We start from the raw sequence: 24,677 nt of genomic DNA, 5'->3' as shown, positions 1-24,677 counted from the left end.
ATTAAAATAAATTCCCCATAACTGGATGGGAGGTCGGAAAAGATGGAACAATTAGATCGAGAAGAGAGAATGAAAGCATGGAATGAAATTGAGAAAGCATTGATGCAGGAAAAAATTGATCTTTTTCGAGCTGAGTTTCTTGAACTTCATCCATACGACCAAGCGAGAATTTTTGAAGAGCAAGAAAAAAATGTTCGGCTGTTGATCTATTCCTATTTAGCTCCACAGGAAATGGCAGAAGTGATGGAACAAGTAGACAGTGATAGAGTAGTAGACATTATTGGGGAGATGCTTCCTGAATTTGCTGCGAAAGTATTAGAAGAAATGGCGATTGATGATGCTGTTGATATATTAAATGACTTAGATGATAAAAACATGGTAGCAAGCTTTTTAACGGTCATGAGTAAAGATGCGTCAGAACAGATTAAAAAGTTACTTCACTACGAAGAAAAAACGGCTGGTAGTATCATGACGACAGAATATGTTGTCATTCGAGAAGATATGACCGTTAAAGAAGCAATGAAACATCTTCGCAAAGAAGCACCTGGCGCGGAAACGATTTATTATCTTTATGTGGTAAATGTGGATAAAAAATTAGTAGGTGTTATTTCATTACGTGATCTTATTATCGCAGAAGGCGACTTTCTTATAAAAGAAGTAATGAGTGAACGTGTAGTTTCTGTTCCTGCAGGGGAAGACCAGGAAGAAGTAGCACAAATGATGAGAGATTATGATTTTCTCGCACTTCCTGTTGTAGATTTTCAAGAACATTTATTAGGTATTATTACGGTAGATGATATTATGGACGTCATGGAAGAAGAAGCTAGTGATGACTATTCTAAGTTAGCTGGTTTTTCCGATGTTGAAAAGCTTAATGATACAGCAATTGCTTCAGCTAAAAAACGACTGCCTTGGCTGATCATCCTACTATTTTTAGGAATGTTTACTGCTAGTATTATTGGACGATTTGAAGAAACATTGGATCAAGTGGCTATTTTGGCAGTTTTTATCCCTCTTATTGCCGGAATGGCGGGAAACACGGGGACGCAAGCGCTAGCTGTTGCTGTAAGGAATCTTTCTGCAAGTAGCAGTAATGAAAAAATTAATACGAAGAGAATCATCTGGGAAGAAGCAAAAACAGGAGTTATCACTGGGACATGCTGTGGAATTTTAATTACTTTAATTGTTGCTTTCTGGTACAAAGATATTTACTTAGGGGGATTAGTCGGGATTTCGATCATGGCTACATTGGTAGTAGCAACAATTGCTGGGGCATTCGTGCCGCTTGTAATGCATCGGTTGAAAATTGATCCGGCTGTTGCTTCTGGACCATTTATTACGACATTAAATGACATTATTTCTATATTAATTTATTTTAGTCTTGCCACCACTTTTATGGGGCTGCTAACTAACTGAGGGGAGTGTATACACATTGGAGAATGCAGGATCTATTTCGTCGTTAGTAATCGTTATATTAGCTGCCTTTTTAACTCCAATCCTTCTACACCGTCTTAAACTAAAGATGATACCGGTCGTAGTAGCAGAAATTATTATTGGACTTATTATTGGTAAATCAGGATTTGATTTAGTAGAAGAAAGTAGCTGGTTAGAAACTTTATCTACCTTAGGCTTTATTTTCTTAATGTTTTTGAGTGGTCTTGAAATTGACTTTTCCTTATTTTCGAGTAAAGGAAGGAAAAACAAGAAGAAGGAGAAGAAAGGTCCAAACGCTGTTGTATTAGCTACACTCATATTTTTTGCCATTTTAATTTTATCCTTTGGTTTATCTTACTTATTCGTTCTTTTTGGATTCATGGATAATGTGTATTTAATGACATTAATTATCTCTACAATTTCTTTAGGTGTAGTTGTTCCGACACTTAAAGAAGAGAATGCTATGCAGACAACAATTGGACAAACCATATTGCTAATAGCGGTTATCGCTGATCTTGCAACAATGATTTTATTAGCTGTATTTGTTTCCTTCTATGGTGATGCTGAATCAGGAAACATGTGGTTATTGTTACTGTTATTTGGCGCAGGCTTACTGTTATACTTTGTTGGTAAATACTTTAGAAATCAGTCCTTCTTTGAAGGGATGTCCAAAGGAACCATTCAGATTGGAACACGAGCGGTATTTACTCTCATTATCTTTTTAGTTGCTCTTTCAGAATCAGTAGGTGCGGAAAATATTTTAGGTGCCTTTTTAGCAGGTGCACTTGTATCTTTACTTGCACCAAATCAAGATTTAGTACAGAAACTAGATAGCTTTGGTTATGGTTTCTTAATTCCAATATTCTTTGTAATGGTTGGGGTTGAATTAGATTTATGGGCATTATTCCAAGAACCAAAAATATTAGCTCTTATTCCGCTACTATTTATAGCATTACTTATCTCTAAATTCATACCGGTTTTACTATTAAGAAAATGGTATGACATGAAGACTGTAATAGCTGCTGGTATGCTCCTTACTTCGACCTTGTCATTAGTAATCGCCGCAGCAACAATTGGTGAGCGGATTGGAGTAATCAACAGTGAGATGCACGGTGCACTTATATTAGTTGCTGTTATATCATGTATCATTACACCACCGTTCTTTAAAAAGTTGTTTGTTAATACGGAAGAAGCCGATTATACGCAAACTGTCGCGTTTATTGGGACAAATCAAGCAACAATGCCAGTTGTTAGAGAATTAGATTCAAATGAATTTGAAACACATTTATACCATACAAAGCATGAGAATATTGAAGAAAACAATAGTAGAACCGTTTTTGATGTGATTCAGCTAGAAAATTATGATATAGAAACATTAGAAAGAAATGACGTCTTTGAGCATGACATATTAGTAGTTTCTACGGCAGATGAAGAAAAGAATGCAGAGATTGCGGAGATTGCTAAAGAGAAGAATGTCGAGAGAGTTATTGCACGTATCGAAGTTCCTGCTCTTCAGAAGAAGCTTAGGGATTTGGACGTTCATGTTTTCTCCGTCTTGTTATCTGCTAAGACATTACTTAAGGCGTTTATTGAGGCTCCGAATGTTGTGCACATTTTGACGAATCAAGATAATGCCCTATATGAGATAATCTTAAATAATTCCCAATTTGATGGGGTAGCTATTCGCGAGTTTCCGTTTACTGGTGATGTTATTATGGTAAGAATATTCCGTGGAGATGTTTCCATTGTACCTCATGGAGACACAGAACTAGCCTTACATGACCGCTTAATCGTAACAGGATCACAGGAGTATGTTGACGAATTACAGCAATTGCTTGAATACATCTAAAAAAACAACAAAAGTCCAGACACTTTCGAGAAAAAAGTCTGGGCTTTTCTGTATTTGCAATATAGATAACTAAAAAAGTTTTAATTACTTTTTTAAAAAGTTTGAGTTTCTTGTATCTTTCATATAAAATAGTATCAGGTACTAATAACAAGTATTAATAATAAAACCAAACTCTTTAGGAGGTTAGGAAATGAATTTTTCTCTAGAAGGTCGTACGTATGTTGTAATGGGAGTAGCTAATAAACGTAGTATTGCTTGGGGAATTGCACGATCGCTTCATGCAGCAGGTGCACGCCTTATTTTTACATATGCGAGCGAAAGATTTGAAAAGCCTGTAAAGGATCTAGTAGCGACTTTAGAAGGTCAGGATGCGTTATTTTATGAATGTGACGTAACAGATGATGAATCTATAAAGAAAACATTCAATGATATTAAAGAAGAAGTTGGTACAATCCATGGGTTAGCACATTGTATCGCATTCGCTAAGAAAGAAGACCTACAAGGTGAGTTTATTGATACGAGTAGAGATGGTTTTCTATTAGCTCATAATATAAGTGCTTATTCTCTTGTAAGTGTATCACAAGCAGCTGCTCCACTAATGACAGAAGGTGGAGGAATTGTAACGTTGACGTACTTAGGTGGCGAACGCGTTGTGAAAAACTATAATGTGATGGGTGTCGCGAAAGCAAGTCTTGATGCGAGCATGAAATATTTAGCGAATGACTTAGGTAAAGATGCAATCCGTGTTAATGCAATTTCTGCTGGTCCAATTCGTACACTTTCAGCTAAGGGAGTCGGTGAATTCAATACGATTCTTAAGAAGATAGAAGAAGAAGCACCATTGAGAAGAACCGTAACACAAGAAGAAGTAGGGGACACGGCATATTACTTACTGAGTGATTTATCCCGTGGTGTTACAGGTGAAATTATCCATGTAGACTCAGGATATAATATATTAGGATTATCCTAATTGCGTGTTAGCGCTCCAAAAGAAATTTATCTTTTGGAGCGTTTTTTATAGGAAGAAGGCATTTTAACGATTATAATTTAGAGAGAAGGTAGGTGTGACTGATGCAGAAAATTATCTTGTTTGACGGAGTTTGTAACTTTTGTAATCAAAGCGTTCAATTTATCATTAAGAGGGATCCCAAGCAACAATTTCAATTCGCATCTTTACAAAGTGACATCGGTGAAAAATTAATAAAAGAATATAAAATACCAGAACAATTAGATAGTTTGATAATTATCGAAAACAAGAAGTATTTTACGATGTCAACCGCTGCATTGAAAATTGCTCGTCATTTACAAGGACCTATACGTTTTTTATATGTATTGATTGTGATACCAAAGCCAATAAGAGATTTTGTTTATAAAATCGTTGCAAAAAATCGTTATAAATGGTTTGGGAAGCGAGAAAGCTGTATGATTCCCTCACCCGAAGATAAAAAGCGATTTTTAGATTGAATGTTAAATAATAGAAGGCGAACGTATTCCTAGTAAAGGATAGTCGTATAACCTTCCTTCGTATACAATCTCAAAACGTGGATGGGATAAAAAATGATTCGGTGTAACAAGAGCAGGCGGTAAATGCCATAACTCAATACCGCTTCTTTCAAATACTTCAGCTACAAACTGGGAGCAAAAATATTTATTTTTTTGCATAATTGGATAATGAACGACAACACCAATAAGCCCTAATAAATTATAGGAATAAATATGTCTATTTTGATAGAATTGTTGAACAGTTTGCTTTAGACGCACGTACTCCATGTAAGACACGTCAATCTTAAGTAATAGACATCGAGTATTATAAAAATAACGATACGTTCCCTCGTATACATCCTCTTTAATAAATCCTGCTATAAGTGGGTTCCTAGGATATTTACGTCCAAAACTAAAAATGTCAAATAAGTTTTCATCGAACGCGATGGAAACGTGATTATACGGCGCATTAGTAAAGCATTTAATTACCTTTGTGAATAATGTACCAGTATCAGTTAAGAGAACATAAACCGATTTCTCTTTTTTTACCATTGCACATTCTCCTGTCTCTTCCATTGTCACTGTCTATTTATTTCCATTTTATTACGAAACCCTCCCTTTGTCACTCGCAATTTTTAAATTATTATAATCTCTTTACTTTTAGCCATGAAAAAGAGAGTTTAATCGCCGTTTACAGACGAATAAACTCTCTCGATTATGTTTATTAGAGATTATAGATCACGTTTTCTTTTCAACGGATTTAACCGTGCTTCCTCTTGGAAAGCTTTGAATATAGAAATGACCACAAGAATCATAATGATTGCAAATGGAAACGCGGCGATAATGGAAGCTGTTTGTAGTGCTCCCAGTCCACCTTGCCAAAGTAAAACTGCAGCAGTACCTGATTGTACAACACCCCATACTAATTTAATTTTTGTACTAGGGTTCAAATTTCCATACGTTGTTTGCATTCCTAAAACAAATGTGGCGGAGTCCGCTGATGTGATAAAAAACGTACTTATTAGTAGAACAGCTAAAACGGACATAATAGCGGACAATGGGTAATTTTCCAAGACTGTAAACAATGCAGCTTCATTTCCAAGCGTGTTCATCACTTCGATTATATTTGCACTCTCTTCCATTTGTAAGGAGATGGCTGCACCTCCAAAAACACTAAACCATAGAGCACCGAAAAGTGTTGGAACTAATAATACACCGATTACGAATTCTCTTACCGTTCTCCCGCGTGATACTCTAGCAATAAAGGTTGCTACGAATGGAGCCCAAGCAATCCACCATGCCCAATAGAATATCGTCCAATCCTCTAACCATTCGGCATTGTCCATGTTAAAAGGAGCCATACGGAAACTCATTTCAGGTAGATTCGAAATATATTTACCTAAAGTATTAGTAAAGAAATTCATAATAAAGTTTGTTGGACCTGTAAATAAAAGAAATAGCATTAATAAAATAGCGATAACAATATTGATTGTACTTAAGTATTTAATCCCTTTTTTAAGCCCTGTAATTGCAGAAAGCATAAATAAAACGGTAACGACAATAATGATAACAAGTTGGGTTGAGATATTATTTACGATACCATTCGTTATAAATTCTAATCCACTACCAATCTGTTGTGCACCTAGACCAAGTGAGGTTGCTACACCAAATACCGTTGCAAATACCGCAATTACATCTATCGTAGTTCCCCATCCACCATTCATTTTATCTCCAAATAAAGGACGTAGAGTACTACTTATTAATCCAGGTGAATTTTTCTTAAATTGAAAAAAGGCAAGTGCAAGTCCTAACGTAGCATAGACAGCCCAAGGATGTAATCCCCAATGGAAGAAGCTATACTGTAACGCAGTAGTAGCAGCAACTGCTTCTGACCCAACTGCATAAGGTGGAGAGTTTAAATGGGAAATAGGCTCTGCAGCTCCCCAAAAAACTAGCCCTATACCCATACCAGCACTGAATAGCATTCCGAACCAGGTTAAATAGTTGAAGGCTGGCTCGTCATCTGGTTGACCTAGTTTAATTTTTCCATACCTAGAAAAAATCAAAAAGATAGCTACGATTAAGAATCCTGTAGTAACTAATAAATAGAACCATCCAAAACGTGATACTAAAAAAGCATGAATTGTACTCGTGATGTTATTTAAGTTCCAAGTTCCCCAGACAGATTCTGGAATAAGTCCCCAACCAATGAATAACAAACATATGGCTAATGAAATATAAAATACTTTTGATAAATTTTTACTCAAGTAATCATCCCTCATTAAATTTTTGTTTTCATATATATATTCCCTAAATTCATAACAACTATCCAAGCAATGTTATGTAGAGAAAAAATAAACCATCAACCATCCTAACATGTTGGAAGTAAATTGCAAGAAAAAAACCCTTTTGTATAGACAAAAGGGTAAAATCTAGCATGGTTTATATAGATTTATGGTGCAGGTGGAAGCGCAACTGGTGGAAGACAAGAAACACCACAGAAACAATCTAAATCTACAGTTATACAAATACCAGTGCGTGATAAATCTTCTACTTCTTCTCCACCGATTTGATCACATGGGTTATCTGTATTGGCCACAGGCGTTCCGATTTCTAATAATTCAAGTACTGCACAAGAATCATCTTCACTTACTTCTGATACTCTAAAAATAAACGTGCTTACACAATCAAATGTTGGACTTCCATTGGATACAACATTGGCACCGTAGCCAGTAAAAGGAGTATTATCCTTACCGTAAAGAATAAATGGCACAGTATTCACGTTACTCGTAATTGCAGGAGAAACAAGCTCATTAATAGAACGCATACAGCTTACACTACAATTTTGATCCTCTACATCGTCCTGTCTATCTGCAATAAGACGCAATACATCTGCCACACAATTGGAACCACTTTCTTTATGACAATTACCCATTAAAAATCCTCTCCTTCAAAAATAAATACTAACAATATAATGTATGTATGGTCACATATAACGTATAGACGCTTGCCACTGTTATGAAAGTTCTTTTTCCATTTCACAATAAATGGGCTCTCTTCATATAATTAATATAGAAAGTGGTGACAGGAGGGAACTAGATTGGATAGAAAAAATGAGCAACCAAAGATGTATATTACGCAACCATCAATTCAATTCACAGAGCGACATATGCAAAGTACTTATTCAGGAAAAGCAGAAAAAGCAATGCAGCAAGAAGAGAGAAACGTATCCAAAAAAAACAAAAAGAAATTTTTAGATATGAACATAGAGGAACGGCTAGAATATTTTTTATCTCAACCATTTTATGCACCGAAAGTAAAATGTGAAATACGTACAGACCTAAGAAAGTTTGTAGGGTATATTCAGTCAATCGAAGAAAATAGCGTTGAGCTCCTATTACCAGGGAGAAAGAAAGAAATAACGGTTCAATTAGATGAAATTGAGGAAGTAAATCTATTTGGGTTTTAGCCCAGTAGCATGTCAATTGTTCTATGCATACGATATATTGACTAAGTTTATAAGTGTTGAATAGATATGAAGGAGTGAAAAAGGTGTCTGAAAACAAAAAAGTGATACATGTGAAAAATTTAGAGATCCATGCGGAAAACGTTGAGATTATCCCCCCTCGCCGTAGAGATCCATTTTTTGGTCCAAGAAGAGAAGAAATTGAGGCAACAGGAGAAGAAGAGGTACGAGAGACTCCGGAAGAAAATGTGCAAGAGGAAGAAGATAACGAGCGTGAAGATGATCAGCAAAGACCACCATTTTCATGGATATAGAACGATGAAACGAAACCAAGGGATTTACCTAAGAAGGATACCCCTTGGTTTTTCTTTACTTAGATTAGCTATGACAGACGTCAGTTATGGAACCAATCTGCCCTTTCCATATGTAAGAATGGAATATCTGTGTCGATTTCACCAGATAGTAAAATGTCGTCAAAATCTTTACCTTGAACCCAGCTAGAGAAGTCGAGTGTGCTTGGATTTTTATTATTGCCTAAAGCAAACCAAACAGATAGCGTTGTTGGGAAATAAGCAGACGTATGAATTGTACCAGCCCAGTTTCGATAATCTGTCGAGAAAAGTCCCTTATCCAAATCATTTAATAAGTAATAGGCTTCTTTAGCGTTCATTTCCTGTTTAGTCTCTGTTTCTAAAACGTTATATCGTCGTTTGGAATCTTCTAAATAATGGCGATTCTCTTCCGTTTGTTTTAGAAAATGATTGGTACAATGATTACCAGTTAGAACATCGACATTCCGAGGGGACGCTTCCACGATTCGGGCATCCGTATTAGACGTATCCTTCAACACATAGCTAAAAGAGCCACGATGTGGTATTTCCTTTAAAAGTGCTGTAGCATCCTCGACAGTATCACACAATTCCAAAATTAGTCTTCCAATCATATGACAAACAAATCCATCTCCGGGACGTTTACGATGTATAAACGTATAACCCATCGATAAACCTTTTTCGTTCATACCATCTGCTCTACCAGTGATACGTTGACTAACACCAATTGATGCATTACCACTGTCAGTAGGTTGATAAACTAAAAAACGACCTTCATACGTTTTAGGGTGATAATCATAATTCCGTATCATGTAATCATGTCCGGTTAAAATTGAACAACCTGATCGAACGATTTGATTGCGATAACCACCAAATTCTAATAATACACGCTCGATTGGCCATTGGAGTGCATCTTGCAAGCCTTCTAATTCTTCCCAGATTTTTGAACCGACATTTTGAAAGATGTTCTTTGTCTCTATAGGATCAATGCGAAATTGTGGCTTTCTAATCTTCCATTGATTTTCTCTGTTTTTAATAATATAAGAATTTTTTATTTGCTTTCCTTGCTCCAATCCAAAGTCATAATGACTACCACGGAATTGTATAATATTCGTAAATATCTTTTTCATTAAGATCACCTTTAGTTATATATATGTTTATAGCGGATGAATAAAGGGTATAGATTAGTAATAGGCGAGGAGGGACAGTCATGGGATATATTGCACCAGTTCAACAACTTACCTACCAACAATATCATCAAAGAGTAATGAAAGAGAAGCAGAGGCCCTTTTTAGTTGACCGGGTTTATCCGATTCAAAATAATATGCAATACGATTCTGTGAAAGAAGAGAAATTGTTAGTCCCGGAAAATAATTTTATTTATGATAAAGATAACAAACTAAAAAATACGGGCCAACAAGTGATCGTGAATCACACATTTATGAATGACTTGGATGAGAAAGGCCTTTTTCTAGATACGAAAATATAAGATAATATATTTGGAATACATGGCGAAATAGCCATGTATTCTTTCGTTTAAGAAACAATATCCAAATCAAATTTACTAGCTCAAGTAGTATACGGTAATGCTATTGTATGGAAAAGCACACCCCGTCAAGTCTTTCTTAAGCTTGTCGGGAGGTGAATAAGACGCTTTTCCCTTTTTAAATGGTTTTATGAGTTGTCCTCATATCCTTGAATTAGTAACTTTTGTCCTTTAATATATTCGGCATAAAAGACGTCCTCTACAGAAGGAAATCCTTGTTTCTTTAATTCGTTGTTTAACCATGTACGGTCTTTTCCAATCTCACGTAGATTGTTTATGATTATTTCGCCATCATTAATTAATGAAAAAGACAAATGTACAGGTGTTAAAGGTACGTCAAGGTCACTCTTTGTAGGGTTTTGAAAGGAGGATTTATGAAGGATGGAAATAGAACCGTCCCGTTCTAAAATAGCATAATCTACTTCGCGTACAGAAAATACACCTTTACTGCGAAGTAAGTGTAAAAGTTGATGGATATCTAATTTCCCTTTCCTCATAATCTCTCTTTGTAATTGTCCTTTATGTATCACAATAGCAGGACTTCCTTCTAACATCTTTCTCGTTCCTTTAAATTTTTGAGTAATTATTTCTGTTATATATATTAATGCCCCCCATAAAAAAACAGCATAGGCAATTTCTAAGAGCCCAACTTTATCATCATATAATCCATTCCCAACCAATTCACCTAAAATGAGAGCCGAGACAAAATCGAATGCGGTTAACTGTTTTATTTGCGTTTTTCCCAACATTTTTGCAACGAAGAATAATAATACAAAACCGAACAATATCTCGATAAATATAGAACCATACATCGGTTTATCCCCCTTTGGCATTTTACGTAATAGTTTCACCAAAAAGGATAAAATAATGTATTGGATAAGAAAGTCTAAAGATTCTTTACCATAGCAACATGCGGAATACCGGCATCCATGAACTCCTTATCTGAAAGAACAGAGTAGCCTAATGATTTGTAAAAATCTTTTGCTTGAACTTGGGCATGAAGCTTTGCCTTTTTAATATTTTCTTTAAGTGCCTTATTTTCCATGGCTAATAGTATTTCTTTTCCTAAGCCTTTCCCGCGCGAATTTTTACGAACACAAATTCTTTCCATCTTTGCGTAATCATCTACAAATCTCATTCGACTTGCAGCAATTGGTTGATTACCCTGATAGCCTATAAAGTGAATGGCCTCTTCTTCTAAATCATCTATTTCAAGTGTCATGGGAACACCTTGCTCTTTCACAAATACTTCTTCGCGAACGTAATAAGCATCTTTTCGATGTTGATCTGTTGTTGCAATTAATATATTCATCGTAAATCTCCTCAAAAAGTATTGTTAATAGTTTGGCTATGGGTCTAGATTCATATCGTAGTTTATACGCTTAGACGTACATAATAGCCCATCCTGGGTGACGTAATAGTTAGTTTGGTGTACGTTACAACTAGTTATGTAACATCGCAAAAGATTAGCGAAACATCTTCTTCAATATCGTTGGAAGTTCTTGCTGCCAATATTTCCAAGTATGATTTCCGTCAAATTCATTGTATATGTAGTTCTCACATGTTTCACTCAGCAGTCTGTTCAACTCCCGATTGGGTTGAAGGAAATTTGTCACATCACCACTAGTTGTATGAACTTCCGTTTCCTCTAATCCAATCGAATGATAAATTTCAAGCTGATCTGACTGTTTCATATTACGTGCTTGAATAAGGACATTCTTATTAACTAAAGGTGACTGCATAATAACTTTTTGAAACGTAGATGGAAAACTTGTAGCCGTCATCCATGCAAACGTTCCAGCGAGTGAATCTCCCATTAAGGCACGTGAAATTGGTGTAATATGTAATTCATCTTCGACAGCGGGAAGGACTTCTTTTACTAAAAAAGATGTGTAGGTATCATTTTGTTTTCCTTCTGGATGATATTTATCCCAACGGTCATAACGATTTTGATAATGAATGCCTACGAAAATAGTAGGATTAATGTCGCCATCATCATGCAATGTATCACTGAGAGTAGCGATCCTTCCCATTTGGAAGTAATCATTACCATCTTGCATGAAAACAAGCTGATAATCGTTAAAGGGAGTAAACCCCTCTGGTAAATACCAAGTAACTTCTATGTTTTCGTGTAAATAATTACTGGAAATTTGTAAAGAATCCATTTTCCCTTTTCTTCTTCTAACCATCATTCTCCTACCTTTATCTATATATTCTTCTTGTCAGTAGTTTAACATACAAACAACGAATCATAAGATGATTTGATTATAAATTTGTTTTGTGAATGGAAGAGAGGAAGATAGAGAAAGCTAAACAAAAAAGAAGGAGTAAGATGTACATGAAAAAGAATATGCTTCTCTTTACTTGTCTTATATTCACTTTTTTTGCGATGGGGACAATCGTTGCAAAAGAGGGGAAAGAAGAACCTGCAGTGGTTGAAGAACATTTATATGAAGATCAATCAAAATTGAAATATCCGCAAGTAAAGAAATTATCCTCAAAGAAAGCTGAAGAAAAAATAAATAATGATTTCACAACGTATATACAAAACTCAGCAGAAGAATGGGAAGAAATCCGCAAAGATGCTGAGGAAAATAATTATAAATCAGATTACCAAACAGACTTTGACGTCAAATATAACCAGCCACCGTATTTAAGTATCTTAACGAGTAATTATATGTATACGGGTGGGGCACATGGGAATACCGTAGTAGAATCATTTAATTACGATACTACGGAAGGAACACGTATCTATTTAACGGACATTTTAACGAGTGAGGATCAACTGAAAGATGTTCAAAATTACGTATGGGAATATGCAATCGAAAGACCTGAGATATTTTATCCGGATTTAAAAAAAGAAGATGTCATATTAACGAAGGATACAGCATTTTATTTTAATGACACAGGGATTACGTTAGTTTTTCAGCAATACGAAATTGCTCCGTACGTGTCAGGAAACCAAGAAATCGTGATACCAGAAGAGTTATATGACTAAGGATAGCCATTTTAATTACGTGGCTTTTCTCCTATAATAAGGAGAGAGGTGAATAAAATGGCTCGCGAGCGCAAGTTTACAAAAGAGGATCTTTATCAAGAGACAAAGGAACTACTTCTCGAAGTTGGATATGAAGGATTTAACTTTTCAATTTTAGCAGACAATCTAAAGGTATCAAGAGGTGCAATATACAAATACTTCAAGAACAAGGATCATCTTATAACGAATTACATGGTCTATGAAATGGAGAAATTTATTGAACATCTAACCTATATCGGTACGTTGGACGACTTCGACAGTCAATTCGAATCCTTGCTTCAGAGTATTCTTGCTGATAAAGACAATCAACGGATTAGAGAAATGGCAATAAAGTTACCTGAGATAAACAGTAAGTATACCGAAGAGAATCGTAAACGAATCAGCTCTCTACATCTGGAAATGTATCACTCCTTACAAGAGTTTGTCACGAAAGGTAAAAAGCAAAAGAAATTTCCTGCTCATTTACCGGATAGTCTCATACTTGGTTTTATTTTTAATACAATTGATTTACCGAATCATGAACAGTTACCTACAGAAGAATGGATAGGACATATCAGGTTTATGTTAAGCCATGGTATTGTCATAGATAATTAATTGACACAAGTGTTACGATGATGGAATAATAGCAAAGTAACACTTGTGTCACTTTTGTTTTTGTTAATGGTAATTTTTGCATTAAGGAGTGTAGAGAGTGAAGAAAATTTTAAATAGAATAACAGATTACTCGAGTAGCAAAAATGGGAAATGGGTAATAGCTGGTGCCTGGCTAATACTTACGGTTTTGCTTACATTTTTAGCCCCAGGAGCACGGGAATATGAAGTATCGAGACTCGAACCATTTCCAGACGATATGCAGTCAGTCGTGGCTCAGGATAAGTTAGAAGAATATTTTGAGAGCAATGATGGGATACCTGCAATTGTTGTGATGCAGGCTAAGGATGGAGAATTAACTCCAGAGGAATTTGCTCTCGCCTTTGAAAAAATTTCGGAGGAAAATATAAATGGATTGAATCAAATTGTCCCAATTGACCAAATCCCAATACAAGCTCTCCAAGGTTTTTTCTCAGAGGATAGTACAACAGCAACTCTTCCAATGAACTTCGATGAATCTCTTGATACAGGAGAAATTGATGAGTCAATTGAGCATTTATATGATGTGATTGAAGAGCACACAAACATAGAAATACAAGTAACAGGACCAGCAGGAATATCCGTCGATACGAAAAACTTATTTACACAAGCGGATGTTGTCTTAATATTAGCTACTGTCGGAATTATACTCATTTTACTTATTGTTATATATCGTTCTCCTGCATTAGCGCTAATTCCATTGCTAGCGGCTGGTGTTGTATACCAAGTTGTGAATCAGCTTCTCGGGGTAGTCGGAAAAGTTGCGGGCGTTCAAATGGGGACACAGGCATTATCGATTATGTCTATATTGCTCTTTGCAGCTGTAGTTGATTATTCATTATTTGTTTTTTCAAGATATCGTGAAGAACTAAGAAAGCAAGAAAGCAAACATGAAGCTATGAAACAAGCAATGCATGGAGTAGGACTCCCGGTCTTTTTCTCTGGTAGTACAGTATTAGCTGCAATGCTTATCTTATTTTTTGCAAATTTTGGAGACACGAATAATTTTGCACCATTATTCTCTGTCACAATGGTTGTTGTTACAATAGCGTCGGTAACATTCGTTCCAGCTATCTTTACTATCTTTGGAAGAAAATCATTCTGGCCACTCATTCCAAAAGTAGGAGAGAGTGAGACAAAACCAAACGCGTTTTGGAGTAGAGTAGGACGCTTCGTATCTAAAAAGCCTGCGTTGTCGGTAATAATAGTAGGTGCATTTCTATTAATTAGTGCGCTAAACATTTTCCAAATCGACTACGAATTCGATACATTAAAATCTTTCCCTGAGGATATGCCTTCTAGGGTTGGATATGAAATACTAGAGGATAAATTTCAACCTGGCGACTTGGCTCAAACGACCGTGTTAATTGAAGCAAACGATGAAATGACCGAGGACCAGATAAATAAAATAGTAGATATATTAGTAGATGAAGATATGGTTGCAAATGTTCAGCAAAGTCAAGTCACAGATGATTTTCAGGCAGCTTCATTACTACTAACATTTGAAGTAAATCCTTATGCTTTGGAGGCGATGGATTCATTAGAAAATATGATCGAGCAATCAGATTCGATTTTAGAAGATGCAGGTATAGAAGGTTCTCTCTATTTTGCGGGAGAAACAGCTGGTGCAGTAGATGATAGAACAGTAAATAATAGAGACTTAATGATTATTATCATTTTAGAAACATTGCTTATCTTTTTCATGTTAATCTTTTTAACTAAATCGATTCGAATGCCGCTGTATATGATGGCGACTATCGTTATATCTTTTGTTGCTGCATTAGGTCTTGGTATGTTCTTAGTTGATTTACTCTTTGATATTGAGAATATGAACAACCGAGTTCCGTTATATGCGTTTGTCTTTCTTGTTGCGCTAGGAATTGATTATAACATCATGCTTGTTTCACGTTATTTAGAAGAGCGAAAACATCTGAATGTGCGTGAAGCTGTAGCATCAGCAGTAGCCCATACTGGAGGCGTCATTTCCTCTGCGGGGTTAATCCTAGCAGCAACTTTCGCAGTTTTAATGACACAGCCAATCGAGTTATTGTTTGTATTTGGTTTTATTGTAGCAATAGGTATCTTAATGGATACGTTCCTTATCCGAGGAGTATTGTTGCCAGGTATGCTTGTCTTACTAGAGAAAGATGATAAACCTAAAGAGAATTAGTAACGAATAAACTCCTTGCCTTTGTACATGTCATTGGCAGGGATTCTTTCATTACAACGATTTATTAAGGAGCTTGCAGGAGAATGAAAGACTAATAGAGAACTATATAGAATATGCTAAATGGGGGGAGATTTTATGATTAAAAAGTTTGATACAGATGAATCGGTTAGAAGATGGGATACATTTGCAGATAAATATGCAGAGAATCATACAGAACAAGGAGACCTTCATAAAAAGGTTCTGCTAAACCCTACCTTACTTAACTTAATAGGAGATGTCACGAATAAGCATATATTAGATGCAGGATGTGGAGAAGGGTATTTGAGTAGAATGTTGGCTCAGTCTGGTGCTAACGTAACTGCAGTGGACTATTCCAAAAGAATGCTGGAGATAGCAAAAACTAGAACTTCAAATGAGTTACAGATTCATTACCAACATGGGAATTGTGAGAATCTCAATCATTTAACAAACGAAAGTTTCGATTTAATTGTATCCAATATGGTTATCCAAGACCTTGCAGATTTTGAAAAAGCATTTCAAGAGATGTATCGTTTATTAAAAAAGGATGGCAGCTTTATATTCTCGATATTGCACCCTTGTTTTATTACGCCAGAATCAGGTTGGGAGAAATCTATTAACGGTGAAAAATTGCACTGGAACGTAGATAACTATTTTTATGAAGGCGTGTATGAACAAAGATATGGCGACAAGGAGAACATGTTGTTATTTCATAGAACATTAACAAGCTATATAAAGGTTTTACTCCAAACTGGTTTTGTATTGGAATCTCTAATTGAACCTACACCTAATGAGGAAATGTTGGAAAAACGTCCTTCTTTCAGAGACGATTTTAGAAGTCCAAATTTTATCGTGTTTAAAGTAAGGAAATGATTTACATAAATGGTTGGACCCTATAGATTATGTATAATAAGATGTTCAATAAACCTATGGATTCGTAAAATATTTAAGGTGAAGAGTGAGTCTAATTTAAAGGATATACAGATGGAATGGGGGATATTAATGTTGAGAATCGTGGATACGATAGCAGATACAATCTTTGACTTTTTAACGTTTATTGCAAAACCGATTAGCTACTATCTTGCAGGGACCATCATCGTTACAGTTCCATTATATGCAATCGTTTTACTATTCCGGGGGATTGAAAAATTTCTATTATGAAATTGCATAAAAAACACGCCTGGATACACTAAAACCAAGCGTTATGAAAGTGCCTACTCTAGCAAAGCATCGTGAAAATCAGCGAGAAAATTTGACTCAATATATCCGTCTTCTATTTGATATACTTTCCTATTGATCATTGCTTCTTGTCCATAAGGAATAATGAAATCAACCTTTTCCCCTTCAAATAGATAAATAATAATCGTTCGAGTAGGCATGAAAGCAGTTTGGTCATCAACTAGCCGCTTATACGTCATTGTGTTTAAATAATCGATTAGATATTGGATTTGTTGTGGGTCTGTAGTTGTTCGATATTCTCCAGCTAAATTAGTGATTTTCAAGTGAGTGATGTTGTCGGTTTTTACGGTTAAGGTTTCTGCTAATTTTTTATGATTAGGCTGAAGAATAACACTTGTAATAAGAAGAACAATAAGGCTAGCAAACAATAGAAATAGAATTATTCTTTTTATCATTAATCAACACTGACATCTCTTTGAAAGCTTTTCTGGTTCAGGCTTTTTCAGTTTTTCTACATCATATTGATGAATAATAAACCCACCACCTAACCCCTCGTTAATCATTCGGTCAACATCTTCGTAACAATTACAGTTCGTTCGATTATTATTTTGCATCATCATCAACTCCTTATCTCTATTATCCAGTAAAAACAAGGAAAAAGAATTGATGTATATCAAGATTTCATTATTTCAGCCTGCGCTCCCTTAGTAATAATTGCTGGGCAAAACAAACATTCTGTGCTAGAATAATAACAGGCAAAACAAAGAGTAAAGGATGACGTTTGATGCAGGGATCCAATGAAAAGAAGTTTTTAGAACAATTACAAGATATCTTCGTAGGTGCGAAAATCGAAGGTAAATCAGGATATATTAATTTATTAAATATGAAGCAAAAGTACTACACGGATATTCAAGCAGAATTAAATGATTATATTACAGAAAAAATATCCTCTTTTCCGGATTTTAGAGAAGAATTATTCGATAAATTACATTCGTTCTTTTCTCGTTATTTTACTAAAAATGGATCACTCTACTTTAATGAGACTCCATTTCATAAAAGTGTGTATGAAAAGGTGTATACAGATCACAAAGACATCATGCTCTTCTATAAAACGAATATGCTTTATTACGTAAAATCAGATGTTATCATTAAAAATGCAAAAATCACGGTAGACGATACAGTTTTTCACTTTGATACATCAGAATTACAGTATAAAAAGAGTAATGAGAAAAAAGAGCTCATTTTCGAACTTCATGATGTGAAAAAGGAAACGGTATATCTTACTGTGCAGTATTCAGAAAGAGGAAGAAAGACGAAGCTTGATCAAATTGTAAAAGGAATTGAAAAGAGTGGCTTAACTCTGTCAGAGGAAACAATTACAACAGCATTAGCTACGTTTAAAAAACAATCGACGTATGATTATTTCATTAATAAAGATGCCAAAGCTTTCTTAGAAGAACAATTTGAGCTTTGGTTATACCAATATACGTTTAAAGAAATGAATCAATTTTCAGCGGAGAGAGTGCAACAATTACAAGCATTAAAGGATATAGCTTATCAGTTAATCGCTTTTATTGCACAATTTGAAGAGGAGTTAAAGAAGGTTTGGAACAAGCCGAAATTCGCATTAAATAGTCATTATGTTATTAGTGTAGATCGTTTAACAGGTGACTTATTTCAGCAAATTATCGAACACCGTAATATAGAACAGCAAGTTGAGGAATGGAAAGAATTCGAAATTGTACCAGATACATTCACGGTTCAGCATCTATTAGAAAATAAATCAGACTATCCGTATTTGGCAATAGATACAAAGTATTTTAAAGATAAGGAGTTATCTATATTAGCTTTATTTGATCATTTAGATGAAGCACTCGACGGATGGCTAATTCATAGTGAAAATTATCAAGCATTGAATACGATTTTGCCGAAGTTCAAGCGTAAAATTCAAGCTATCTATATTGATCCTCCGTTTAATAAGGAGTCAGAGGGAGAATATCACTATTCCGTTAAATATAAGGATTCTACTTGGGTTACAATTCTGGAAAATAGAGTGCGATTAGCGAAAGAGTTGTTAAAAGAAGACGGTAGTATGTTTTTGCGATGTGACTATAATGGAAATGCCCTTGTTCGGTTATTAATGGACGATATTTTTGAGAAACGTAATTTCCTTAATGAGCTAGTAGTGAATCGCACGAAAAAAATCTTCCCTGGTGTTACGGGTTATAACGTAGCTACAGACAGTCTCTTCTATTATGCGAAGGATATTAACCAAGTGAAATATTACGCTCAATATAAAAAGAGAGAGAAAGAACCCGCTTGGATAGCAGCACACTCCCCAGGTATTCGACGACCACCAGAAAGGGTGTTGGACGGAGTAACATATTATCCACCAAAGGGAAGGCACTGGACGTTCAAACAATCGACATTAGATCGAATGAAAGAGGAAGGTAGGATTCGTCTTAATCTAGATAAATCCTATGTTGATTTAAATGGAGAAAAAATTAACGGACTTATTGAATATCGAACAGCAGATACAGAGCTTTTGGATTCAAATTGGACAGACATTACTGGCTACAGTTCTAGTCAAGGATTCAAAACAGAAAACTCTGAAGCTTTATTAAAACGAGCTATTCAGTCAGCTTCTTCACAAGATGATATCGTACTTGATTTCTTCTTAGGATCAGGTACTACAATTGCTACTGCACAGAAATTGAAAAGAAAATGGGTTGGAGTAGAGATGGGAGACCATTTTTCAACTGTAATTTTACGACGTATGAAACGGATTGTTTCTGGAATTAAGGAAAACATCTCCCGCGACAAAGACGTAGAGTATGAGGGTGGAGGATTCTTTAAGTATTATACGCTAGAGCAATACGAAGATACTCTGAACAAAGCTACGTATAAAGATGATAATGTCAGCTTATTTAATTTAAACGAATCCCCATTTGAGCAATATATTTTTATGCGTGACGACAAACTTACGGACAAACTAGAGTTTCAGGAATCATCCGTTGATTTACGTAAACTGTATGATGATATCGATATTGCAGAGTCTATTTCCTGTCAAAAAGGAGTCATGATTAAAAAGATAACAGAAGATAAGGCTTATTTTGACGACGGAAGTGTAATTGATTTAAAAAATATTAATGTAGAAGATATCAAAGCCTTCGTATGGTGGTGTTAACATGAAGATTCTATTGGAACAATTGGCAGAAGATATCAACTTGGAAGAATTACCAGATACATGGTCATTCCATGATTATGTACATTTCTCCAATGAAAAAAATCTCTTTGATTACCAAATCGATGCGATCGAAAAGACAATGAAAGCATTGTATTACTTTTACCAACAAATTGAAGACTATGAACCAGGAGAAAAACCGTTCGTACACGAAAGAAGAAAGAAAGAGCTATTTCAGAGATTAACGGTTAAAAATTTGTCCCCACAGGCATTTGATTTAAAAAGAACGAAGAAAGATAGCTGGAAATATGACTTATATTCCTCTTATTTCACACCTGAAAAAGACGTAATCAAAGGTCATCATTTTATTAATCGGATGTCCTATTGGATGGCTACAGGCAGTGGGAAAAGTCTTGTTATTATAAAACTTTTTGCGATGCTGGACAGATTAATTAAAAACAAAGAAATACCTGCTCATGATTTCTTATTTCTAGCTCCTTCTGAAGACTTAATCAACCAAACAAAACAGTTAGTGGACGAGTTTAATCGGAAATCAGATAACCCTTATATCGAAATGATTAATTTGAAAGAGTTTAATGACTATAAGACTAACCAACGAATTCGTCTAGGAGAAATCCCAATCTTTTATTATCGTTCGGACTTGATTAGTGATGAACAGAAAGAATCTCTAGTGGACTATAGAGAGTACGATAATAATGGAAATTGGTTTTTATTCTTAGATGAAGCACACAAGGGTGACAAGGATGATTCTAAAAGACAGACGTATTATTCGATTTTATCCCGTAATGGCATGTCCTTTAACTTTTCAGCCACATTTACAGATGAGTTAGATATAGCAACTACTGTTAAAGACTTTAAGTTGTCCAACTTTATCAAATCTGGTTATGGGAAAAACATGTATGTGACGAATGCTCAATATACGAGTTTTAGTAAAAAAGACGATGATTTTACAGAATTGGATAAACAAAAAATCGTCCTAAAATCATTATTATTGTTAGCCTATGTTAAAAAGTGTTATCGGAAAATAAAAGAGATAGATGCTTCGATGTATCATAGTCCATTGATGATTACATTGGTACAATCCGTTAATAAAGTAAAATCCGATCTTGTTTTGTTTTTTAGAGAGTTAGAAAAGATTGCGTCCAATCAAATCGATGAAGGAATATTCCAAGTGGCAAAGGAAGAGCTCTACAAAGAGATTTTGCAGCACCCTAATTATGAATTCAACAATGGCAACGTGGCAATTAATCATGATATCTTTGCTGTGTTACAAATGTCGGATATTTGGCAGGAAGTATTTAATTCTAAAGGACAAGGAAGTATTGAAGTTATCACTTCTAACGATAAAAAGGAACTAGCTTTTCGCTTGAAATCTAGTGATCAAACATCTTCACCATTTGCTTTAATAAAAATTGGTGATATTGGGCCGTGGATAAAAGACCATTTAAGCGGCTATGAATTTATCAAAAGTATCTCTCAAAAGAATTACTTTAGCCGTTTAAACAACAGCGAAGACATAAATATTCTACTTGGTTCAAGAGCATTTTATGAAGGCTGGGACTCTACCCGACCAAATATTCTCAATTATATTAATATTGGTGCCTCTGACGCTGCAAAGAAATATGTGATGCAGTCAGCGGGAAGAGGTGTGCGAATTGAGCCAATTGAATCAGAGAGAAAGCGACTAAGTCACCTAGTGTTAAAAGGCGTCGTATCGGAAGAGCAATATCGAGCGGTAGAAAATTACGCTAATGCCTTAGAAACGTTGTTCATTTTTGCAACAAACAAGTCCGCTATACGTGAAATTGTGAAGGGTATCCGGGAAGAAGGACCAAGTCAGGAATGGAAGGATGTAAAACTAAAGCGAAATGAAAATTTAGCAGATGACATGTTGCTTATTCCTACTTATACGAATCAAACATTTACACAATTGCCGCCTTTTCGATTAGCGAAAAAATCATTCACTATGTTACAGCAATACATCCATTCCATGAGTAATCATTTGTTAATGATAAAATATGTCCTAACGGAAGACGAAGTAAACAGAATTCGGAAGATGGTGCAGGAACCGAACCACGTGATTTTGGATGAACAAATGTTATATAAAGATATAACGCTATTAATGGAACGTTTAACTTCTCATATAAGTATGAAAGAAAAAGTGGTAGAAGGCTTTAGAATGGTGAATGAAGATGATATACAGCATTATCGTAGCTTAAAGGTAGAAGAGGATTCTTGGGAAGATATTCAGCAAATAATGAACGAAATCGAGACAAATAATTCACCGGATTATACAAAAGAAGAGCTCATTGAAAAGCAAAAAGCCGGAGAAATTAGCATTGAGGATTTCGCCGTACTCTTTGAAAAAAGTATGTCACCGAAAAGAGAAGCGAAATATCGTGATCTACATTTCAAGAGTTCATCACACCATTATTATGTCCCATATATTTATTCAGATGTTGAGGAACAGAGCTACATGAAGCATATTATCGATGTGGAGAGTGAAGTCACTTTCATAAAGAATTTAGAGAAATACCTATCGGATGACTACAATGCCGCTAAGGAATTGGATCAGTGGTTTTTCAGTAAACTAGATGAGAACTTAGATAATATTTTTATTCCATACTTTGATAATAATAAGTGGAAAAAATTCAAACCAGATTTTCTGTTTTGGTTGAAAAAAGATAACCACTTGAAGTTAGTGTTCGTTGATCCAAAAGGGCAGCAATATTCTTCCTATCAATCTAAAGTAGAGGGTTATAGCAAGCTATTTGAAAATCAAATTTTCCAATATGGCGATTTAACCGTAACGGTGGATCTAAAACTATACAACCAAGAACCAATTACGGGGAGATATGCTCAGTACTGGTTCCGTGAGATAGAAGATTTATTCCAGTTCAATAAGTAATTGGGGGAATAACATTTGAGATTTTATGTGAAAAATATAAGAGATGGCCAGACAAGACTCTGGTCATCGGAACAATTTCGAAGAAACATACTTTATGTGACAAAATCTCAGTTTATCAACAAACAAGTATTAAGAGAGCGCACAGGTTTGAGACCAACTGCTTTGGAAGAGATTATGAATCAACTGAATGAAGAAATTATTGTAATAAAAGATATTTTTGTAGTATCCGCAATTTACCGAATTAATAAGGATCCTCAAACACGGTATTTACTGCTCATAGACGGTTCATTAGGTGTGAAAGAGGAAGAAATTATTAGACAGATTGTACCCGAATATATTTCCATTTGGTCTGTGAATGTTACGGAAGAAACAGCGGGTGAAAATGTTGAGCATGGCTATTTGAGTAAATGGTTCCGTACGAATATGGGAGCGGGCTTTAGTTTTATCGATATTGATTATTTATTATATAATTCTGCTACTCATAAAACATTATTAATCGAAGAAAAAAATCACGGTCAATATACAGTCGGCTATGGCCAACTATTAAGTTATGAGGAGTTATTACGAGATATTATTCAAGTACCGGCCAATTTGTTGTTTCTGTATATTCATGATCAGCATTATGAATATTTTCGCTGTAACATAGATACTTTTCATAAAAATCAACATGGTAATCATTTTGTTTCATTATATCCGAGAAAAGGCTTTAGGATAAAAAGAGAAAAAATAGAGAGCTTCGCTACTAAAAGTGATTTAGTTAAAGCGTTGCACCAATGAAAACTTGGCATTAGCCAAGTTTTTATTGTATATACTTTATTAAGTTCATTAATTTTACCCTTTAAAAGTGCACTCCATACAGGAGAAACACTTTTTTTGTTGAATATAATATGTGGAGGTAATTTGAGAATACTTACAAATTATTCTCCCCTTGTTGGAGTATGAAATCAAGGTAGGAAATAATTGGTGCTTGCTATAAATGGCCGGTAGTGTAAAAAGTTCTATGAAAACTACCCCATAATAAAAACTCTCATCTATTTTGAAGGAGAAAAATAACCGCCATCGCCCTTGACAAACACGACAACGATTTACCTGTGGGGTGTCAAGGGCGAAGGGAACAAAAGTAGGCATGACAAATAGCCCTTGACTTTTACTAGTATAAATCGCTGTCTAGTTCGGTTTGTCAAGGGTTCGCTTCGCCGGTGGCTGAATTGTCGGGCTCAGCTAAACAAAAGCTAGGCCGATTGCTGCTCCGTCAAAAAATCCTGAGCCATTGATATAAGTTTTGTCCATCTTTCAGGCATATTTGGCATCTTTTCAAGCTCTGGAATCATTACAGGAACTTTGTTTTCCAGTGAAGCATGTGGCCGTAAGAAATTAAAATATGCCACAAACAAAGTCACATAGGAAACCGACCCATGTTGGGA

The 24,677-nt window shown here is 35.3% G+C and carries 24 protein-coding genes and 1 pseudogene; 15 read left to right on the top strand and 10 right to left on the bottom strand.

What is annotated here, in order from left to right:
- The first annotated feature begins 42 nt into the window (after positions 1-42).
- From mgtE to GGQ92_RS06770, 4 genes are all read left to right on the top strand, one after another.
- Complete coding sequence (mgtE, locus tag GGQ92_RS06785; RefSeq protein ID WP_184246081.1) at positions 43-1,416, top strand: magnesium transporter; 1,374 nt, start codon at positions 43-45, stop codon at positions 1,414-1,416.
- Between the two features lie 16 nt (positions 1,417-1,432).
- A complete protein-coding gene (locus tag GGQ92_RS06780) occupies positions 1,433-3,283 on the top strand; it encodes a monovalent cation:proton antiporter family protein (RefSeq protein WP_184246078.1) in 1,851 nt (616 codons plus the stop codon).
- A gap of 190 nt (positions 3,284-3,473) precedes the next feature.
- Complete coding sequence (gene fabI, locus GGQ92_RS06775) at positions 3,474-4,253, top strand: enoyl-ACP reductase FabI (RefSeq protein WP_184246074.1); 780 nt, start codon at positions 3,474-3,476, stop codon at positions 4,251-4,253.
- A gap of 101 nt (positions 4,254-4,354) precedes the next feature.
- On the top strand, positions 4,355-4,747 hold the full coding sequence (locus GGQ92_RS06770; RefSeq protein WP_184246071.1) for a thiol-disulfide oxidoreductase DCC family protein: 393 nt from the start codon (positions 4,355-4,357) through the stop codon (positions 4,745-4,747).
- Positions 4,748-4,750: 3 nt separating this feature from the next.
- On the opposite strand, the gene GGQ92_RS06765 is transcribed toward GGQ92_RS06770, so the two are convergent.
- From GGQ92_RS06765 to GGQ92_RS06755, 3 genes are all read right to left on the bottom strand, one after another.
- Positions 4,751-5,317, bottom strand: coding sequence for a hypothetical protein (locus tag GGQ92_RS06765; RefSeq protein WP_184246068.1), 567 nt, complete (start codon positions 5,315-5,317; stop codon positions 4,751-4,753).
- A 179-nt stretch (positions 5,318-5,496) separates the two neighbouring features.
- Positions 5,497-7,032: a glycine betaine uptake BCCT transporter gene (locus tag GGQ92_RS06760; protein ID WP_246384162.1), complete on the bottom strand. Its 1,536-nt coding sequence runs from the start codon at positions 7,030-7,032 to the stop codon at positions 5,497-5,499.
- A 185-nt stretch (positions 7,033-7,217) separates the two neighbouring features.
- Positions 7,218-7,700: a CotY/CotZ family spore coat protein gene (locus GGQ92_RS06755; RefSeq protein ID WP_184246062.1), complete on the bottom strand. Its 483-nt coding sequence runs from the start codon at positions 7,698-7,700 to the stop codon at positions 7,218-7,220.
- Between the two features lie 165 nt (positions 7,701-7,865).
- Here GGQ92_RS06755 and GGQ92_RS06750 point away from each other — a divergent pair, with 165 nt between their 5' ends.
- Both GGQ92_RS06750 and GGQ92_RS06745 read left to right on the top strand, forming a co-directional pair.
- Entirely contained in the window at positions 7,866-8,234 is a 369-nt protein-coding gene (locus tag GGQ92_RS06750; protein ID WP_184246059.1) for a CotO family spore coat protein, read from the top strand.
- An 83-nt stretch (positions 8,235-8,317) separates the two neighbouring features.
- Entirely contained in the window at positions 8,318-8,545 is a 228-nt protein-coding gene (locus GGQ92_RS06745; protein ID WP_184246056.1) for a hypothetical protein, read from the top strand.
- Between the two features lie 80 nt (positions 8,546-8,625).
- Here the strand turns inward: GGQ92_RS06745 and GGQ92_RS06740 are convergent, their stop codons facing one another.
- Positions 8,626-9,690 carry a C45 family autoproteolytic acyltransferase/hydrolase gene (locus GGQ92_RS06740; RefSeq protein WP_184246053.1) on the bottom strand — a complete coding sequence of 355 codons (1,065 nt, stop codon included), beginning with the start codon at positions 9,688-9,690 and terminating at the stop codon, positions 8,626-8,628.
- A gap of 80 nt (positions 9,691-9,770) precedes the next feature.
- On the opposite strand from GGQ92_RS06740, the gene GGQ92_RS06735 reads away from it, so the two are divergent.
- Positions 9,771-10,049 (top strand): hypothetical protein, encoded by a 279-nt coding sequence (locus tag GGQ92_RS06735; protein WP_184246050.1) that lies wholly within the window; start codon positions 9,771-9,773, stop codon positions 10,047-10,049.
- Between the two features lie 185 nt (positions 10,050-10,234).
- Here GGQ92_RS06735 and GGQ92_RS06730 read toward each other — a convergent pair whose 3' ends face one another.
- The 3 genes from GGQ92_RS06730 to GGQ92_RS06720 form a co-directional block, all read right to left on the bottom strand.
- The gene (locus GGQ92_RS06730; RefSeq protein ID WP_184246047.1) at positions 10,235-10,918 is read right to left on the bottom strand and encodes a DUF421 domain-containing protein; all 684 of its coding nucleotides are present in this window, start codon (positions 10,916-10,918) and stop codon (positions 10,235-10,237) included.
- A 74-nt stretch (positions 10,919-10,992) separates the two neighbouring features.
- Positions 10,993-11,418 (bottom strand): GNAT family N-acetyltransferase, encoded by a 426-nt coding sequence (locus GGQ92_RS06725; protein WP_184246044.1) that lies wholly within the window; start codon positions 11,416-11,418, stop codon positions 10,993-10,995.
- A gap of 154 nt (positions 11,419-11,572) precedes the next feature.
- Positions 11,573-12,295, bottom strand: coding sequence for an alpha/beta hydrolase (locus GGQ92_RS06720; RefSeq protein WP_246384160.1), 723 nt, complete (start codon positions 12,293-12,295; stop codon positions 11,573-11,575).
- 149 nt (positions 12,296-12,444) lie between these two features.
- On the opposite strand from GGQ92_RS06720, the gene GGQ92_RS06715 reads away from it, so the two are divergent.
- The 5 genes from GGQ92_RS06715 to GGQ92_RS06695 all read left to right on the top strand — a co-directional run bounded on the left by GGQ92_RS06715 (position 12,445) and on the right by GGQ92_RS06695 (position 17,122).
- The gene (locus tag GGQ92_RS06715; RefSeq protein ID WP_246384158.1) at positions 12,445-13,104 is read left to right on the top strand and encodes a DUF3298 and DUF4163 domain-containing protein; all 660 of its coding nucleotides are present in this window, start codon (positions 12,445-12,447) and stop codon (positions 13,102-13,104) included.
- A gap of 57 nt (positions 13,105-13,161) precedes the next feature.
- Entirely contained in the window at positions 13,162-13,737 is a 576-nt protein-coding gene (locus GGQ92_RS06710; protein ID WP_184246041.1) for a TetR/AcrR family transcriptional regulator, read from the top strand.
- Positions 13,738-13,834: 97 nt separating this feature from the next.
- Positions 13,835-15,943 (top strand): MMPL family transporter, encoded by a 2,109-nt coding sequence (locus GGQ92_RS06705; RefSeq protein ID WP_184246038.1) that lies wholly within the window; start codon positions 13,835-13,837, stop codon positions 15,941-15,943.
- A 135-nt stretch (positions 15,944-16,078) separates the two neighbouring features.
- On the top strand, positions 16,079-16,834 hold the full coding sequence (locus GGQ92_RS06700; protein ID WP_184246035.1) for a class I SAM-dependent methyltransferase: 756 nt from the start codon (positions 16,079-16,081) through the stop codon (positions 16,832-16,834).
- Between the two features lie 129 nt (positions 16,835-16,963).
- Positions 16,964-17,122: a hypothetical protein gene (locus GGQ92_RS06695; RefSeq protein ID WP_184246032.1), complete on the top strand. Its 159-nt coding sequence runs from the start codon at positions 16,964-16,966 to the stop codon at positions 17,120-17,122.
- A 53-nt stretch (positions 17,123-17,175) separates the two neighbouring features.
- Here the strand turns inward: GGQ92_RS06695 and GGQ92_RS06690 are convergent, their stop codons facing one another.
- Together GGQ92_RS06690 and GGQ92_RS06685 are read right to left on the bottom strand one after the other, a co-directional pair.
- Complete coding sequence (locus GGQ92_RS06690) at positions 17,176-17,595, bottom strand: hypothetical protein (protein WP_184246029.1); 420 nt, start codon at positions 17,593-17,595, stop codon at positions 17,176-17,178.
- A gap of 3 nt (positions 17,596-17,598) precedes the next feature.
- Positions 17,599-17,754: a hypothetical protein gene (locus tag GGQ92_RS06685; RefSeq protein WP_184246026.1), complete on the bottom strand. Its 156-nt coding sequence runs from the start codon at positions 17,752-17,754 to the stop codon at positions 17,599-17,601.
- A gap of 170 nt (positions 17,755-17,924) precedes the next feature.
- Here GGQ92_RS06685 and GGQ92_RS06680 point away from each other — a divergent pair, with 170 nt between their 5' ends.
- The 3 genes from GGQ92_RS06680 to GGQ92_RS06670 are packed head-to-tail and all read left to right on the top strand — an operon-like array spanning position 17,925 to position 24,030.
- Positions 17,925-20,327, top strand: coding sequence for a site-specific DNA-methyltransferase (locus GGQ92_RS06680; protein WP_184246023.1), 2,403 nt, complete (start codon positions 17,925-17,927; stop codon positions 20,325-20,327).
- 1 nt (position 20,328) lies between these two features.
- Entirely contained in the window at positions 20,329-23,253 is a 2,925-nt protein-coding gene (locus GGQ92_RS06675) for a DEAD/DEAH box helicase family protein (RefSeq protein WP_184246020.1), read from the top strand.
- Between the two features lie 15 nt (positions 23,254-23,268).
- On the top strand, positions 23,269-24,030 hold the full coding sequence (locus tag GGQ92_RS06670; RefSeq protein ID WP_184246017.1) for a tellurite resistance TerB family protein: 762 nt from the start codon (positions 23,269-23,271) through the stop codon (positions 24,028-24,030).
- Between the two features lie 455 nt (positions 24,031-24,485).
- Here GGQ92_RS06670 and GGQ92_RS16290 read toward each other — a convergent pair.
- Positions 24,486-24,677, bottom strand: a pseudogene (locus GGQ92_RS16290) (DDE-type integrase/transposase/recombinase); the annotation flags it as partial.

This window comes from Gracilibacillus halotolerans (assembly GCF_014206945.1).
GTDB lineage: Bacteria > Bacillota > Bacilli > Bacillales > Amphibacillaceae > Gracilibacillus > Gracilibacillus halotolerans.
The sequence above is the reverse complement of the archived record's forward strand: the minus strand, read 5'-3'. Positions and strand labels throughout refer to the sequence as shown.

Coding starts and splice junctions, on each gene's coding strand:
- GGQ92_RS06690 (WP_184246029.1), bottom strand. CDS start 17,595: ATGATAAAAAGAATAATTCTATTTCTATTGTTTGCTAGCCTTATTGTT.
- GGQ92_RS06720 (WP_246384160.1), bottom strand. CDS start 12,295: ATGGTTAGAAGAAGAAAAGGGAAAATGGATTCTTTACAAATTTCCAGT.
- GGQ92_RS06695 (WP_184246032.1), top strand. CDS start 16,964: ATGTTGAGAATCGTGGATACGATAGCAGATACAATCTTTGACTTTTTA.
- GGQ92_RS06710 (WP_184246041.1), top strand. CDS start 13,162: ATGGCTCGCGAGCGCAAGTTTACAAAAGAGGATCTTTATCAAGAGACA.
- GGQ92_RS06700 (WP_184246035.1), top strand. CDS start 16,079: ATGATTAAAAAGTTTGATACAGATGAATCGGTTAGAAGATGGGATACA.
- GGQ92_RS06765 (WP_184246068.1), bottom strand. CDS start 5,317: ATGGTAAAAAAAGAGAAATCGGTTTATGTTCTCTTAACTGATACTGGT.
- GGQ92_RS06755 (WP_184246062.1), bottom strand. CDS start 7,700: ATGGGTAATTGTCATAAAGAAAGTGGTTCCAATTGTGTGGCAGATGTA.
- GGQ92_RS06770 (WP_184246071.1), top strand. CDS start 4,355: ATGCAGAAAATTATCTTGTTTGACGGAGTTTGTAACTTTTGTAATCAA.
- GGQ92_RS06730 (WP_184246047.1), bottom strand. CDS start 10,918: ATGTATGGTTCTATATTTATCGAGATATTGTTCGGTTTTGTATTATTA.
- GGQ92_RS06740 (WP_184246053.1), bottom strand. CDS start 9,690: ATGAAAAAGATATTTACGAATATTATACAATTCCGTGGTAGTCATTAT.
- GGQ92_RS06715 (WP_246384158.1), top strand. CDS start 12,445: ATGAAAAAGAATATGCTTCTCTTTACTTGTCTTATATTCACTTTTTTT.
- GGQ92_RS06675 (WP_184246020.1), top strand. CDS start 20,329: ATGAAGATTCTATTGGAACAATTGGCAGAAGATATCAACTTGGAAGAA.
- fabI (WP_184246074.1), top strand. CDS start 3,474: ATGAATTTTTCTCTAGAAGGTCGTACGTATGTTGTAATGGGAGTAGCT.
- mgtE (WP_184246081.1), top strand. CDS start 43: ATGGAACAATTAGATCGAGAAGAGAGAATGAAAGCATGGAATGAAATT.
- GGQ92_RS06685 (WP_184246026.1), bottom strand. CDS start 17,754: ATGCAAAATAATAATCGAACGAACTGTAATTGTTACGAAGATGTTGAC.
- GGQ92_RS06735 (WP_184246050.1), top strand. CDS start 9,771: ATGGGATATATTGCACCAGTTCAACAACTTACCTACCAACAATATCAT.
- GGQ92_RS06725 (WP_184246044.1), bottom strand. CDS start 11,418: ATGAATATATTAATTGCAACAACAGATCAACATCGAAAAGATGCTTAT.
- GGQ92_RS06680 (WP_184246023.1), top strand. CDS start 17,925: ATGCAGGGATCCAATGAAAAGAAGTTTTTAGAACAATTACAAGATATC.